Source organism: Streptomyces sp. LUP47B, assembly GCF_001746295.1.
Classification (GTDB): domain Bacteria; phylum Actinomycetota; class Actinomycetes; order Streptomycetales; family Streptomycetaceae; genus Streptomyces.
In genome coordinates, this window is record NZ_MJAH01000002.1 from 39,170 (window position 1) to 54,571 (window position 15,402).

8 protein-coding genes are annotated in these 15,402 nt (G+C 69.5%); 5 read left to right on the forward strand and 3 right to left on the reverse strand.

The features are described from left to right. Window positions 1-112: 112 nt before the first annotated feature. Together BFN33_RS06820 and BFN33_RS06825 are read right to left on the reverse strand one after the other, a co-directional pair. On the reverse strand, window positions 113-1,726 hold the full coding sequence (locus tag BFN33_RS06820) for an NADH-quinone oxidoreductase subunit NuoF family protein (protein ID WP_069759003.1): 1,614 nt from the start codon (window positions 1,724-1,726) through the stop codon (window positions 113-115). Then, complete coding sequence (locus BFN33_RS06825) at window positions 1,723-3,057, reverse strand: cytochrome b/b6 domain-containing protein (RefSeq protein ID WP_256122673.1); 1,335 nt, start codon at window positions 3,055-3,057, stop codon at window positions 1,723-1,725. Before BFN33_RS06825 ends, BFN33_RS06820 begins: the two co-directional genes overlap by 4 nt. 448 nt (window positions 3,058-3,505) lie before the next feature. Between BFN33_RS06825 and leuS the strand changes: the two genes are divergently transcribed. The 5 genes from leuS to BFN33_RS06850 all read left to right on the forward strand — a co-directional run bounded on the left by leuS (window position 3,506) and on the right by BFN33_RS06850 (window position 11,033). Continuing rightward, window positions 3,506-6,379, forward strand: coding sequence for a leucine--tRNA ligase (gene leuS / locus BFN33_RS06830; protein WP_069759005.1), 2,874 nt, complete (start codon window positions 3,506-3,508; stop codon window positions 6,377-6,379). Between the two features lie 153 nt (window positions 6,380-6,532). Continuing rightward, window positions 6,533-7,267 carry a hypothetical protein gene (locus BFN33_RS06835; protein WP_079140701.1) on the forward strand — a complete coding sequence of 245 codons (735 nt, stop codon included), beginning with the start codon at window positions 6,533-6,535 and terminating at the stop codon, window positions 7,265-7,267. Window positions 7,268-7,339: 72 nt separating this feature from the next. Further along, on the forward strand, window positions 7,340-8,185 hold the full coding sequence (locus tag BFN33_RS06840; RefSeq protein WP_069759007.1) for a DegV family protein: 846 nt from the start codon (window positions 7,340-7,342) through the stop codon (window positions 8,183-8,185). Between the two features lie 123 nt (window positions 8,186-8,308). Then, window positions 8,309-9,553, forward strand: a complete 1,245-nt coding sequence (locus BFN33_RS54170; protein WP_256122674.1) for a ComEA family DNA-binding protein — start codon at window positions 8,309-8,311, stop codon at window positions 9,551-9,553. A 10-nt stretch (window positions 9,554-9,563) separates the two neighbouring features. Next, window positions 9,564-11,033: a recombinase family protein gene (locus BFN33_RS06850; RefSeq protein ID WP_176742327.1), complete on the forward strand. Its 1,470-nt coding sequence runs from the start codon at window positions 9,564-9,566 to the stop codon at window positions 11,031-11,033. Window positions 11,034-11,075: 42 nt separating this feature from the next. Here BFN33_RS06850 and BFN33_RS55235 read toward each other — a convergent pair whose 3' ends face one another. Next, complete coding sequence (locus tag BFN33_RS55235) at window positions 11,076-15,332, reverse strand: hypothetical protein (RefSeq protein WP_141757951.1); 4,257 nt, start codon at window positions 15,330-15,332, stop codon at window positions 11,076-11,078. Window positions 15,333-15,402: the final 70 nt, after the last annotated feature.

Sequence of the window (15,402 nt, forward strand, 5' to 3'; positions counted from 1 at the left end):
AAAGATCCCGCCGGATCATTTGATCCGGCGGGATTGCTGCGTTTCCAGGGGGAGTTGTTCGCATACGACGAAGGGGCCGCCCGAATCCGGGCGGCCCCTTCGTGACGTCGGCTCAGCGGCCCAGCGCACGCCTCCCGCGGCCCTGGGACAGGACCGGCAGGTTGCGGGAAGGACCCTTGTCGCGCGCTGTCTCCTCCTCGAGGCGCAGGGCGAGCGCGGGGCAGCGACGCACCGCACGCAGCGCCTTCGCCTCGGCGTAGCGCGGCACCTGCGCCTGGGCGACGGTCGGGAAGCCGTCGGCGCCGAGCTCGAAGACCTCGGGCAGGATGTCGGCGCACAGGCCGTGGCCCCGGCAGAGCGTCCAGTCGACGTAGATCTTCTGACGGCTGGGACCGCTCTCCTCGTCCTCGGCGCCACCCGAGATGCCGGCGGGCGTCCTGCCGCCCTCGAAGAGCGGCAGAACGCCCTCCACGGGCCGTCCGCAGCCGTTCCCGAGGACATGGGCGGCCAGGTCGTCCGTGAACGCTTTGATGGTCGACTCCAGGAACATCGCGGAGCCGTCCGGGTGCGAGCAGGCACCGCGCCGCTTCACGTTCTTGGCGACCTGCTTGAGGGCTTCCAGAGCGGCAGGGCCACCGCCGTTGAGGATGTCCTCCATGCCGCGCGCGGCGGCCGGCAGACCGAGATAGCAGGGGCCGCACTGGCCCGCGCTCTCCTCGGCCAGCCACTGCGCCACCCGCAGCGACTCGCCCAGCGGGCAGGTCTCCTGAGTGATCGGCAGAATCGCGCCGGCGCCGAGCGCGCCGCCCACGGCGTCCAGGGAGTTGCGGGAGACGATCGCCTCGTTGACCGTCGCCGCGTCGATCCACTTGCCGTGGTAACCGCCGGTCAGCACACCCTGCGGGACCGGCGGGGCGCCGGCCAACTGCAGGACGTAGCGCAGCGGTACACCCGTGGGGACCTCGATCACCATCGGGCGGGCGACGGCGCCGGAGACCGTGAGCAGGACGGTGCCAGGCTCGTCGTACAGCCCGGTGTTGCCGTAGCGCTCCGGGCCGATGCGGGCGGCGATCGCGAGCTGCGCGAAGGTCTCGGCGTTGGACAGCAGGGTCGGCGCCCCGCCGACGCCGCTCTGGGAGGCGCTGATCTTGCGGCCGGGCGGGATGGCCGGGCCGCCGTCGATAGAACGGATCAGCGAAGCCGCCGCTCCGGTGACCATACGGACGGGATTGCGCTGCACGCGTGCGCGTAGAGCCGATCTGCGGCCGTTGCTGAGACCGCGTTCGGCGAGGGCGGCCTCCATGGACCGCTGGGTGGACTCTCGGGTGACCCCGATCACGAGCGTGCGGGCGCCCAGGGCTTCGGCGGCCAGGAGGGCGCCGTCCAGGATGAGGTGCGGGGCACGGTTGATGAGCACCGTGTCCTTGCGGCAGGCCGGTTCGTCCTCGCTGCCGTTGACGACGACCACCGGGCGGACGCCACGCTTGATCGCCGCCTCGGCGACCGAGCGCAGCTTCTTGTGGAAGGGGAAGCCGGCGCCGCCGCGTCCCTTCAGGTTGATGGCTTCGGAGAGCTTCGCGAGTTGCTCCCCGCCCATGGGTTCGAGCGGCCCGTGCACCTTCAGGTGCATGGGCAGGTCAAGTCGTTCGACAAGGTCGAAACCCGACGTGAGCTGAGGAAGGCCGACCACGCGGACTTCTGGTACGTCGGGCAGGGCCTCGTTCACCTATAGCCTCCGGAAGGCGTGTTCCAAGGTTCGCCCGAGCCCGGTGCGTCGAAGTCGTACGACTGACCGGGCGTTGTATCCGTGGCGGGACCGCTGTTGTACGTGTCATTCGGGTTGTACGTGCCGTAAAGGGTGTTCGTCTCACCGGTGTCGCGCACATCACCCGAGAGATAGCTGGCGGTGCCCGAATTACCGCCATAGGTCGGGATGTTGTACCCCGTGTCCTGGAGCGGGTCGTAGGCGGAGGGGGGCGCTTCGCCGACCGGCGGCGGGGACGGGATGGGCCAGCTGCCGGAGGTACTGCCGCCGGTGTCCATGCGCGCGATGGGGTCGGTGGCGGCCTGCATGTCCATCGGCATGTCCATGCGCGCGGTCTGGCCGGTGTCGAAGGGCTGCTGTGTGTTGGGTGACACGGCGCGATAGGCGGCGGCGAATCCGCTGTCGGCGGGCTCCGGGGTCGGCGGGGCCTGGTAGAGGGGCATGCCGCCGGTCTGCTGGGTCAGGCCCTCGTAGCCGGGCAGGGAGGACTCCGAACGCCGGCCGGCCGACTCGGCGGGCCTACGGCTCTCGCGTCCCGGCGCGGCGGTTTCCGCTGCCCGCCTGGCGCGGCTGGCTTCCAGTTCCTCGCGGCCCGGCCGCTCCTCGGCGCCGAGGAGCATGGCGATCCGGTCGGTGACCTTGCGCTTGAAGGGGCGGGGTGCCGCGCGCAGGGCGAGAGCCGCGATGACGCCGAGCAGGCAGAGCGCGTACATGTACGTGAAGATCGGGGCCTTCACCGCGCGTCCCGCGTAGAGGCCGTGGACCAGTCCGGCGCACCAGGCCGGGTAGGCCAGCATGTGCATCGCGCGCCACCGTGCCGCGACCGGGGCCGGGGACGCGAACCGGTTGCGCAGGGCGCCGGTGATGCCGACGAAGATCATGAGCTGGCCGGCCAGGGTGCCGAGGCCTATGAGGCCTCCGCTGCTGCTGAAGCCGAGCCCGAACGGGATGAACGCGGCGATCCAGGTCGTGTGGTCGAGGGTCAGTTTGATTCCGATGTGCAGCAGAAGGAACGCGATCGAGCCCACGGCGGTGATGCGGTGGATCCCCTGCGCGACGATCCGCTGCCGGGTGTTGAGGATCAGCCGGTCCTGTGCGACGAGCCCCCAGATCACGGAGCAGGTGAGCAGGACGAGCGTCACCACGCCCGCTCCGAAGTTGAGGAAGTCCTGGAGCGGGACACCTCCGTACACCACGACCAGAGGGATGGCCAGCAGAAAGACGGCCGTCGCCACCCCGTAGGCCGACCGGCCGGTCCTGGGGAGCGTGTTGCTAGTACTACGAGGGTTCATGGGGGCAACTCCGAGCGGTTCGGGAAGGCGGTCCCGCTGCCGCACTCTAAGTGGCGCCATACCGGCGGGTACGGCATTTGAGTTATTGCGTTGTTATCAAACGACTGCGGGGCCGTTGTGATGTCCCTTAGTAGCTGTTACGCGAAGTAACCATTGGCCATGGCTCTGTTCCTGGGTCGGATCGGACGATTGCGCTCGACTGCGGCGGCGAGTGCGGCACCCGGTGCCAAAGAGGCATACGTAAGTTCGTCGCGGCTTGCTCAACGGCTGCGGTACTCTGACGCCATGCGTGCCGTACGCCTTCTGCTTAGCGAGCCGCGCTGATCAGTCCCGACCACCGGTGAAGACGTGGTCGGAATCGGCGCGGCGTCCCCTCCTGTGCGAGGGGATTTTTCGTTTCCGGACGACACAGCCGCCGGCAGAGACGATCGATGGAGCTTTGAGGACCATGAGCGAGACGAACCCCGCTGCCGCCGAGGTGGCCGCGCCGCACCGCTACACGGCCGCCGTCGCGGCCGAGATCGAGGCACGCTGGCAGGACTTCTGGGACGCCGACGGCACCTACGCGGCGCCGAACCCCAAGGGTGACCTGGCGGGCGACCCCGAGCTGGTCGCCAAGCCCAAGAAGTACATCATGGACATGTTCCCGTACCCCTCCGGAGCGGGCCTGCACGTTGGCCACCCGCTGGGCTACATCGCCACCGACGTCTCCGCCCGCTTCCAGCGGATGACCGGCCACAACGTCCTGCACACCCTGGGCTTCGACGCCTTCGGCCTGCCCGCCGAGCAGCACGCCGTGCAGACCGGCGAACACCCTCGGATCACCACCGAGGCCGCCATCAACAACATGAAGTCCCAGCTGCGCCGGCTGGGCCTGGGTCACGACAAGCGCCGATCGTTCGCCACGATCGACCCGGAGTACTACAAGTGGACCCAGTGGATCTTCATCCAGATCTTCAACTCCTGGTACGACAACGAGGCGAACCAGGCCCGCCCGATCTCCGAGCTGGTCGCCCGGTTCGAGTCCGGTGAGCGCGCGGTTCCCGGTGGCCGTTCCTGGGACGCCCTGTCCGCCGCCGAGCGTGCGGACGTCCTGAGCGAGTACCGCCTGGCCTACGCGTCCGACGCGCCGGTCAACTGGTGCCCGGGTCTGGGCACCGTGCTGGCCAACGAGGAGGTCACCGCCGACGGCCGCAGCGAGCGCGGCAATTTCCCCGTCTTCAAGGCCAAGCTGCGCCAGTGGAACATGCGGATCACCGCGTACGCCGACCGCCTGCTGGACGACCTGAACGAGCTGGACTGGCCTGAGGCCATCAAGCTGCAGCAGCGCAACTGGATCGGCCGCTCCGAGGGCGCCCGCGTCGACTTCCCGATCGACGGCGAGGCGATCACCGTCTTCACCACGCGCCAGGACACCCTGTTCGGCGCGACCTACATGGTGCTGGCCCCCGAACACCCGCTGGTCGAGAAGTTCACGCCGGCCGCCTGGCCCGAGGGCACGCACGACGCGTGGACCGGCGGCCACGCCACTCCGGGCGAGGCCGTCGCCGCCTACCGCGCCCAGGCCGCCTCCAAGTCGGACGTCGAGCGCCAGGCCGAGGCCAAGGACAAGACCGGTGTCTTCACCGGCGCGTTCGCCACCAACCCGGTCAACGGCGAGCAGATCCCCGTCTTCATCGCCGACTACGTCCTGATGGGCTACGGCACCGGCGCGATCATGGCCGTACCGGCGCACGACACGCGTGACTTCGCCTTCGCGCGCGCCTTCGAGCTGCCCATGCGCTGCGTGGTCGAGCCGAGCGACGACCGGGGCACGGACGCCTCGACGTGGGACGACGCCTTCGTCTCGTACGACGCCAAGATCGTGAACTCGCACGGCGAGGACGTCTCTCTGGACGGCCTGGGCGTGACCGACGCCAAGGCGCGCATCACCGAGTGGCTGCAGCGCAAGGGCATCGGCGAGGGCACCGTCAACTTCCGGCTGCGCGACTGGCTGTTCAGCCGCCAGCGCTACTGGGGCGAGCCCTTCCCGATCGTCTACGACGAGGACGGCATCGCCCACTCCCTGCCCGAGTCGATGCTGCCGCTGGAGCTGCCCGAGGTCGAGGACTACTCGCCGCGCACCTTCGACCCGGACGACGCGGACACCTCCCCGGAGACCCCGCTGTCCCGCAACCAGGACTGGGTCGACGTCGTCCTGGACCTGGGCGACGGACGCGGTCCCCGCCCGTACCGCCGCGAGACCAACACCATGCCCAACTGGGCCGGCTCCTGCTGGTACGAGCTGCGCTACCTGGACCCGCACAACAGCGAGAAGCTGGTCGACCCGGAGATCGAGCAGTACTGGATGGGCCCGCGCGCGGGACAGCCGCACGGCGGTGTCGACCTGTACGTCGGCGGCGCCGAGCACGCCGTGCTGCACCTGCTGTACGCGCGCTTCTGGTCCAAGGTCCTGTTCGACCTGGGGCACATCTCGTCGCCCGAGCCGTTCCACAAGCTGTACAACCAGGGCATGATCCAGGCCTTCGTCTACCGCGACAGCCGGGGCTTCCCGGTGCCCGCCACCGAGATCGAGGAGCGCGACGGCGCCTTCTTCCACAACGGCGAGCAGGTCAAGCGCGAGCTGGGCAAGATGGGCAAGTCCCTGAAGAACGCCGTCACCCCCGAGGCGATCTGCGAGGAGTACGGCGCCGACACCCTGCGCCTGTACGAGATGGCGATGGGGCCGCTGGACGTCTCGCGTCCGTGGGACACGCGCGCGGTGGTCGGCCAGTACCGCCTGCTGCAGCGGCTGTGGCGCAACGTCGTCGACGAGGCCACCGGCGAGGTGACCGTCGTCGACACCGAGCCCGACGAGGCGACGCTGCGTGCCCTGCACAAGGCGATCGACGGGGTGCGCCAGGACCTGGAGGGCCTGCGCTTCAACACCGCCATCGCCAAGGTCACCGAGCTGAACAACCACCTGACCAAGGCGGGCGCCGCGGTTTCCCGTCCGGTCGCCGAGTCGCTGGTGCTGCTGATCGCGCCGCTGGCCCCGCACATCGCCGAGGAGCTGTGGCGCAAGCTGGGCCACACCGACTCGGTCGTCCACCAGGACTTCCCGGTCGCCGACCCGCGGTACGTCGTGGACGAGACCGTGACCTGCGTGGTTCAGGTCAAGGGCAAGGTCAAGGCCCGCCTGGAGGTCTCGCCCGCCATCTCCGACGACGAGCTGGAGAAGGTCGCGCTGGCCGACGAGAAGGTCGTGGCGGCGCTGGACGGGGCGGACATCCGCAAGGTGATCGTGCGGGCGCCGAAGCTGGTGAACATCGTTCCGGCGTAGGGCCCGACCGGCGTGATCCGCCGGTCAGGACCACTGGCCCCTAGGGGTTGCGTGCGGGCAGGTTCGGGGTTCCTCCGGAACTCAGGACCTGCCCGTGGCGTTTACCTTTGAAGAGCGGCACGGCGATCGCCTGCCGGGCGGAGGAGGAGTTTCGTGGAAGCAGTGATCGCGATCGTGGCCCTGCTCTTCGTGCTCTTCGTCGCGCTCGGCGTGTACGCGACGGTGAAGGCGGTCGGCGCCGCCAAGCGCGGTGTGGACCGCACCATCACCCAGGCCCGGCGCACGGTCGAGGACCACACCCTGCGCGCCAAGTCCTTCGCCCAGCTCGGCCCGGCGGGCGAGCTGGCCCAGCTGCGGCTGAAGCTGCGCACCTCGATGCGGGCCACCCAGGACGCGCTGCACGCGGGCGTGGCCGAGGACGAATCCCTCAAGGAGTCCCTCGGCCTCTTCCAGCGGCTCAGCGCCCACGCCCACGAACTGGACGGCGAACTCAAGCGCCTGGAGTCCGAACCCGACCGCAGGACGCTCGCGGAGCGCCTGCCCGGACTGCGGGAGCGCACCGAGCGCATCACGCAGTCGGCGGACTCCCTGCGCTGGGCGGCACGCGACCGTGCGCGCCGCTTCGCCGACGACGACCTGGACACGCTGAGCGCGCAGATCGATGTCGAGTCCGGCGCCCTGCGGCACTGGACGAAGACCGAGCCCACCGAGACACCGCCCCCATGGCCCGAGACCCCCACCGTCGGCGGCAGCGCCGAGCAGCAGACCTGGCCCGAGACGCCACGCTCCCGCACCGCCGAGGAGCCGACGCGGCCCGCGATCACCCCGCCGGGCCCTCGCCCCGCCTACCCCTGGCAGAAGAAAACCCGTCCCGAGAGCACGACTTGATCCGGAAACGGCGGCCCCGGGTGACAGGGGCCGGGCTGCCACCCGGGCGCTACGGCAGGTAACCTCCAGCTCATGTCCCGCCATGTCGCGATCGTCACAGATTCAACGGCCTACCTGCCGCAGGGGACGATGGAGCGGCACGGCATCACAGCGGTACCCCTGACCGTGGTCCTCGGCGACCGCGCGCTGGAAGAGGGCACCGAGATCTCCACCCGGTCACTGGCCCAGGCACTTCAGAAGCGACGCTCCGTCACCACCTCGCGGCCCAGCCCCCAGGTGTTCGCGGAGCACTACCGCAAGGTCGCCGAGTCCGGCGCCACCGGCATCGTGTCGCTGCACCTGTCCGCCGAGCTCTCCGGCACCTACGACGCGGCGGTCATGGCGGCGCGCGAGGCGCCGGTGCCGGTGCGCGTGGTCGACACCGGCATGATCGCCATGGCTCTCGGGTTCTGCGCGTTGGCCGCCGCCGAGGCCGCGGAGACGGGCGGCACGGTCGACGAAGCGGTCATGGCGGCGGAGAAGCGGGCGGCGGGCACGTCCGCCTACTTCTACGTCGACACCCTCGACTATCTGCGCCGTGGCGGCCGGATCGGGGCCGCGCAGGCACTCCTCGGATCCGCGCTCGCCGTCAAGCCGCTGTTGAAGCTGGTCGGCGGACGGATCGAGCCGCTGGAAAAGGTACGGACGGCGTCGAAGGCCATCGCCCGTCTGGAGGAGATCGCGGCCGACCGGGCCGGCAGCGCGCCGGTCGACATCGCGGTCCATCATCTGTCCGCCCCCGACCGGGCGGCGGCACTCGCGGACCGTCTGCGGGCGCGGGTGACGGGACTTGCCGACCTGCATGTGAGCGAGGTCGGTGCGGTGATCGGGGCGCATACGGGGCCCGGGTTGCTGGGGGTCGTGGTCTCGCCCCGGTGACGGACCCGCACGAGGCGCCTGAAGTCACTCGTCCGGGTGGCGGAGTTTTCCACAACCGGTGGGTAATCCCCGGGAATTGACCAAGATCATCGCGAGTGGGCGGATGTGGCCGATCCTCGGCGCATGGCACTTCGATCACGCTCACGTACAGCGACGACGACCAGCGGGCCGGGCCGCGGCCCCCATTCCGACGGGCGCTCTCGGCATCGCCGACCACCCGGCACCCAGGGCCGGGTCCGGCATCGGCATGCCGCCTCGGCGGACGAACTCCAGCGGCGGGCGGAGGTGCTCTTCGCCGAACGGGCGGGGCAGCGGAGGGACTCGGGGAAGGGGCCGCCGCCGGGTGGGCCGGGCGTGGACGACGAGGCGGTGGGGAGCGACCCGGAGCGCCTTGAGGCTGCCGGTGCCGTCGATGTCGCCGAGGCCGGTTCGGCCGCCGACGCGGTCGGGTTCGTGGAGCGGGCTCGATGGGAGGCGGGGGCTGCCGAAGAGGAATGGCGGGACGGTGGTTGGGCGGAGGGAGCCCGGCGGGACGCTGGTTCTCCGGAGGGGATTTGGCGGGACGCCGAAACCGGGAGCGGGGCCTGGCGAGACACCGACTCCGGGACCGGAAACGGGAACGGGAACGGGAACGGGAACGAGTACGGGGACAGGCACTGGCGGGAGCGCGCCGGGTCGGCTCTGCGGGAGCGGATGCCGGTGTGGCTGCAGGCGCGGTGCGGGCTGGAGCGGCGGAACGTGGTCGCGCTCTCGGTGCTGCTCGTCGTGGCCGCGGTATTCGCCGTGCAGCACTTCTGGACGGGCCGGACGCAGTCCGTCCAGGCGCCCGAAGTGGTGCGCGCGGCAGCGCCGTTCGCGGAGAGTGGGGGGAGCGGGGCAAGCAGCGCGGGTGGACGGCGAGGCGCGGCCGGGCCCGCCGTCTCGGGCGGGGTCCCGAACACGTCGGGACCGGCCGGGGCCGAGATCGTCGTGGATGTCGGTGGCAAGGTCCGTGAACCCGGCATCCAGCGGCTGCCGGCCGGCTCAAGGGTCGCCGACGCGTTGAAGGCGGCCGGCGGAGTGCGGCCGGGCACGAACACCGACGCACTCAACCGAGCGCGGTTCCTCATGGACGGCGAGCAGGTGATCGTCGGCGGCCCGGCCGCACCCGCGCCCGGCACGGGCGGCCCCGTCTCCGGCGGCCAGGCCGGCCCGGCGGCTCCCGTCTCCTTGAACACCGCCACCGTGGACCAGCTCGACACCCTGCCCGGCGTCGGCCCCGTGCTGGCCCAGCACATCGTCGACTACCGCACCCGGCACGGCGGCTTCCGCTCGGTGGACGAACTGCGCGAGGTCAATGGCATCGGCGATCCGAGATGTCAATGCTAATCTACAGACCATGAAGCCAAGAGCCGCGATCCTCCTCGTGCGGATCTCCGACGACAAAGCTGGTGATGCTGCTGGGGTTGGGCGGCAGGAAGATGACGGCCGCACCCTTGCTGATCGGCTCGGATGGAACATCGCCGAGGTCATCGTTGAGAACGACACAAGCGCGTACAAGCGGCGAAAGGTGCGCCTGGCCGACGGTACGACAGCTCTGCGTACCGTGCGCCCCGGATTCCGAAGTGCGCTCGACAAGCTGGCATCGGGTGAGCGTGACGGCCTGCTCGCCTACGACCTCGACCGCACGGCCCGTGATCCCCGAGACCTTGAAGACCTCATCGACATCGTCGAGTCCAAGAACCCCCGCATCCCGGTCCAGTCCGTATCCGGCTCACTCAGGCTCGACACCGACGGCGACATCACCATGGCCCGCGTCCTGGTCGCCGTCGCCAACAAGTCGAGCCGAGACACCGCCCGCCGAGTCGCCCGGAAGCATGAGGCACTCGCGGCCGAAGGAAAGCCGGGCGGGGGAGGGTTCCGCGGCTACGGCTTCACCGAGAAGGGGCACGAGGTCCTCGACGATGAGGCCGAGATCCTTCGGGAGATAGGCGCTCGCATCCTCGGCGACTGGGACGGCTGGACAGATCAGCAGAAGGCCCGCATCGACCCGGAGCTCGGCGAGAGCCTGAACTCCATCGCGGACGACCTCGAACAGCGACAGGTGCCGACGGCTACAGGAGCGCCCTGGTCCGGCCGGAGCGTCGGTTCCGTCGTCTCCAAGGCGTCTGTCGCCGGCCTGCGCTCACACAAGGGCGAGATCGTGGGACCAGCCGTCTGGGACGCCATCATTCCCAAGGACCGCTGGGAAGAGATCTGCCTGCGTCTCGCACAGCGTGCCGGTACAGCAGACCTCTCGCTGCAGCGTTGGCTGAACGGAGTGCTGCGCTGCTCCAAGTGCGGGCGCATGCTCGAGGGTTCTCACGGCAACGGCGGCCCCCGGTACTGGTGCGCTAGCCCTCGAGGCGGCTGCGGCAAGATCGCCGTAAAGGCGTCGTTCGTCGAGGACGAGGTCGAGCGCCAGGTCCTCGACCTGCTGTCCCGCCCGAAGATCCTGCACCGGTTGCAGCGGGTCGCCACGACCGAGGTATCGGAGGGCGCACGCCAGGAACTCGCCGAGGACGAGGAGCAGCTGAAGGAACTCGCCCGCATGTGGGCTAAGCGAGAGATCACGTTTTCCGAGTACAGGGAGGCCCGGTCCGTCATCGACGAGCGTGTGAAGGCGTCGCGGGCCCTGGTCGTGTCTGCCACACCGCGGATCCTCCGTGGCCTGCTCGCCGGCGACGTACAGGCCGGCTGGAAGCGCTTGGCGCCAGCCGACAAGCGTGAGGTGATCCTGGCCCTGATCCCCGGGTACGACGTGATGCCGCACGATCGGAAGTACGGCAACAAGTTCAACCCCGATCGGCTCGTACCGATCAAGCCGTGACATGAAAAAGGGCCCCGTCCGTGAGGACGGGGCCCTTTCGTTTCAGCTGGCGTTGAGACTACTGATGAGCTGCTGCTGACTGTCGCGGATCTCGGCGCGGGCGATGTTGTGCATCTGCTCGTCGCCGATCCACACGCTGATGCTCGCGTTGGACAGGTCCGGCACCGAACCGTGCGACGCCATGGACATCAACGCGTTGGCCTGCGAACTGGTGAACACCGGCTCCGGGCGCCCCGTCCCGTTGAACGCCAAGTTCATGCCCGGCTGGAGGTAGCCGCCGCTGTCGTACTTGCCGGGCTGGAAGCCGTACCACGACGTGAACAGCGGGTTGTTGTAGCCGCGGGCCGACTTGCCCACGACAACACCCTGCCCGCCCCTCGACTCCACGTTCGTCTTGCCCAACGTTCCCGCGGTGTGGCCGACGCCGGCGTTGGTGATGCCGACGCGGAAGGCGGAGCTGCCGTTCTTCACCCAGCCGGCCGGGGCCGTGTTCCCGGAGAACGCCCCGGTCGCCCAACGGCGGCTGTTCGGTTTCAGGCCGCGGATCACGTTCTCGATCGCGCCCATGAACCCGGAGCAGTCGAATCCCTTCGGGCCGACCCCGCCCCAGATGTACGGCTTACCGGCCTGCTCCTTCGCCCACTTCAGGGCGGCCTGGATACGCGGGCCGCCGACCCCGCCAGCGCCGCCCTTCTTGTCGGCATCCTTGGAGAACCCGAACAGAGCGTTGATGAGCTTCGTCGGAATGCCCCGGGCCATCTGGCCGAAGCGGGTGTCCAGCCCCGGGAAGCCCTTCAGGAGCGGATTGACGGCCGCCTTCACCCCGGCCTTCGCCGAGCCGAGGATCGTGTCGCCCAGCCACGACACGCCCTCCTTCACCTTGTTCCATGCTGCCGACCCGGCACCCGCGACCTTGTTGAGGCCCTTGCCGATCCAGCCGAAGATCCCGCCGTCGGCGTAGCGCAGCGTCGTGTCCGTCGCCGCCGTCGGGTTCCCGCCGAACACCGGGGCCAGCGCCGCCTTCACGCCCTGGGCACCTCGAGAACGCGCCAGCGCGTTCATGGAGTTCACGAACCCCGAGCCGACCGCACGGGTGAACTCCGGTCGCATGATGGCCTCGCCGCCGCTGAGCTCCAGTCGGCCGCCCGTCGGCGACACGAACCGGTGCACATCCTTGCCAGGCGTGTAGCCGGGCATCACGCCGCCGCGGGCGAAGTGGAACTCCTTCAGCGGGGGCGCACCGAACGCGTCGGCCACCTTCGACCACACGCCGACGATGCCCCGGTTGTAGACGGTGTCCACGACGTACTGAATGGGCCGCCGCGCAATGCTCTTGAGCTTGTCCCACTGGGTTTTGATCGAGTCGACTGCGTCCCCGAAGACACCTCCAAGGCCCTTGATGATGGTCTTCCAGCTGTCGAAGACGGGCTTGATGCCCTTCTCCCAGGCGTACTTGCCGACGGAGACGATGCTGTCCCACGCAGGTTTGATCGCCCCCGTGTACAGGGCCGAAGCGCCACGGCCGACCTGCCGCATGCCCTCCACGAAGTTCCGGAAGATCGGGCGGAGGATCTTCTCCCACATGAAGGTCGCCGCGACCTGGATCGCCGCCCAGGCGGGCTTGATGGCGTTCTTCCACAGCCACGTCGCCTGGTCGCCGATCTGCTGCAGTGCGGGCTTGAACGCCTTCTCCCACAGCCAGCCGATGATGGCGCCCAGCACCTTCACGGCAACGATGATCGGGAGGATGACGGCGACGGTGATGACCGTGAGCAGGATCCGGGCGGCGAGTGAGATGGCGTCCCAGGCGGGCTTGATGGCGTTGGTCCACAGCCACATGGCCGCGGTGCCCAACTGCTTGAGTCCGGTCCAGATGTACGCGAACACCGGCTGCAGGACGTTCGTCCACAGCCACATCGACGCCGTCTTGATCGCCGACCAGACAGCCTGAATGCCCTCACGGAACCAGGTGAAGCGCCGGTACATGTACACCACGGCGAGGACGACCGCGGTGATCCCGAGGACGATCCAGCCCCACGGGCCAGCCATCGAAATGACGTCGAAGGCGACCATGGCGCCGTTCGCGACGACCTGAGCAGCGGCCCACAACTTCGTCGCCACGAACACGCCGTAGATACCGATGACCAGCTCAGGCAGGTAGGTCGCGATGTTGCTGAGGATCGACGCCGTTGTGCCGAGCAGCTGCAGCAGCGGTCCCGAAAGCGGCGATAGCGCGGTGCCGATGTTCAGGAACGCCGTCGCGATCTTCCCGAGCGTGTCGGCGATCAGCGGCGCCTTGTCGGCGCTGTACGACAAGAAGCGTTCGAACTCGGGGGAGCCGCGCAGTCCGGTCGCCCACGTCGCGAACTTGCCGGTGATGCGCTGCATGGTCGACGAGATCGAATCCATGTGCGGCAGGAACGCGTCGATGATGCCGGCGATCCCCTTGAACACGTTCCCGAAGGCGACCCCGAGCCCGATGATCGCGGGCTTCACGTTGCCCTGCAGATCCTGCTTGAAGCCCTGCCAGAACGGCCGCTTCAGCTCCTTCGACGCCTTGTCCTGGAGGACGCCGATCGCATCCGCGGCCCCCAGCACGAACGGCGTGAGAGTGGGGAGGGTGTTCCGGATCCCGATCAGCGCCCTGGTGAACAGCGGCATCACGGCCGGCTGCAGGGAACGCGACCAGGCGTTGAACGCGGTCTGCAGGCCGACGAACGCATTCAGGGTGCCGCGAGCCGAAGGCGTCAGCTTCGCCAACTCGGCCCGGTACTTGGCCTGAGCCGTGGCCGCGGCATCCGCTGTCGTGGCCCCCGACGCCTGCGCCTGCTGGGCCTGCTGCAGCTGGCGGGCCGCCGAAGCGGCAGCATCCGCCGCGGACTGCTGAGCGACCGCCACATTCTCCTGAGCCTGCGCGATCTTCGTCGCGTTGTCCTGAGCCGTCTGCGCCTGCGCGGCCTGCGCCTGCTGCAGCGCCTTCGTCCGGTCGGCAACCGTGTCCTGAGCCTGAGCAACCTGCTCCTGCGCCGACTTGACCGTCTGTGAGCCCTCAACCCCCGCCTTGTTCGCGGCGGCCGTCTCCTTCTTCAGGCGCCCGGTCTCGGTGGTCTGCTCCTTCAGGCGCTGGACGGCCTGGTCGTACTGGAGAAGCGCCTTCTGCTTGTCGAGCTCCGTCGACTTCGCGTCCTTCAGGACCGCGTCCCGCTCGAGAGTCGCCTCCTTCAGGCCGATCTCGGCGTCCCGCTGCGACAGAACCGAGTCCGTCAGTCGCGTGTTGAGGTCCTCGAGCTCCTGCGCCGCGGTCCGGCGCGCGGCCGTCAGATCCTCCTGAGCCTTCCGTGCGGCCCGCTGAGAGTCCGCCAGAGCGTCTTCCGCGTCCTCGACGGCCTGAGCCGCCCTCGCAGCCGCCTGGGCCGCTGTACGGCGAGCCTGAGTCACCGCAGCCTGCGCCTGAGCGATCTGCCTCGCCCCGTTGCGCTCCGCGGTCGCAACCGCCTGCTGAGCGGAAGCCAGCTGCAGGGCCTTCGACGACGCTGCAGCCGCGGCCTGGCCCCCGGTGTTCGTCGACTGCGTCGCCGCATCCTGAGCCGCCTTCTGCGCCTGGAGGACACCGCCGATCTGCTTGAAGGCCGGTACGGCGACCAGGCCGACCGCGCCCACACCCGCGGCAGCCGCGATGCCGGCCGCGGCGATCGCTCCGAGCCCGGCCGCGACGACCGGCAGCACCGGCAGGATCGCGGGACCAAACGCGATCGCGGACGTCGTCAGCAGGTTGAAGTTCGCCGCGGCGGAGCGGGTGTCGACGTCGACATTGATGTCCTGCCCGTCGAGCCGGTTGATCTCCGCCTGGAACGCGGCCAGCTGAGCCTGAGCCGCCCCCGCGTCGAGCCGTACATTCACGTCCGCGCTCGACGTCGACAGGCGCGTCAGGCGCTCCTGAAGGCGGGCGATGCGGGCCTGAGCTTCCGTCGCGTCGATGTCGACGCCGATCTCGGTATCCCGCAGCGTCAGCAGCTGCGCCCGGATCGCATGGATCTCACGTTCCGCAGCAGACGCGTCCGCCCGCAGCTCGACGTCCGGCAGATCCCGGAGCGCCGCCTCGACACGGCCCTTGAACGAGCGGGCGAACGCGCCGCCCGTAGCGTTCCCCTGACGGGTCGCCGGCGCCTGAGCTTGACGGCCGCCGTTCCTGATGCCCTGCACGAACGCGTCGGCGATATGCGACGTCATGTAGCGGCCGATGACACGGCCCACCTCGTCGCCCACCTCGTTCGCGGCAGGAACGAGCTGGTTCTGCATGCGTTGCCGCACGCCTGTCGCATTGGGTAGAACGTCGACTTCAACCGAGCCGACCGAGATAGCTGGCGAC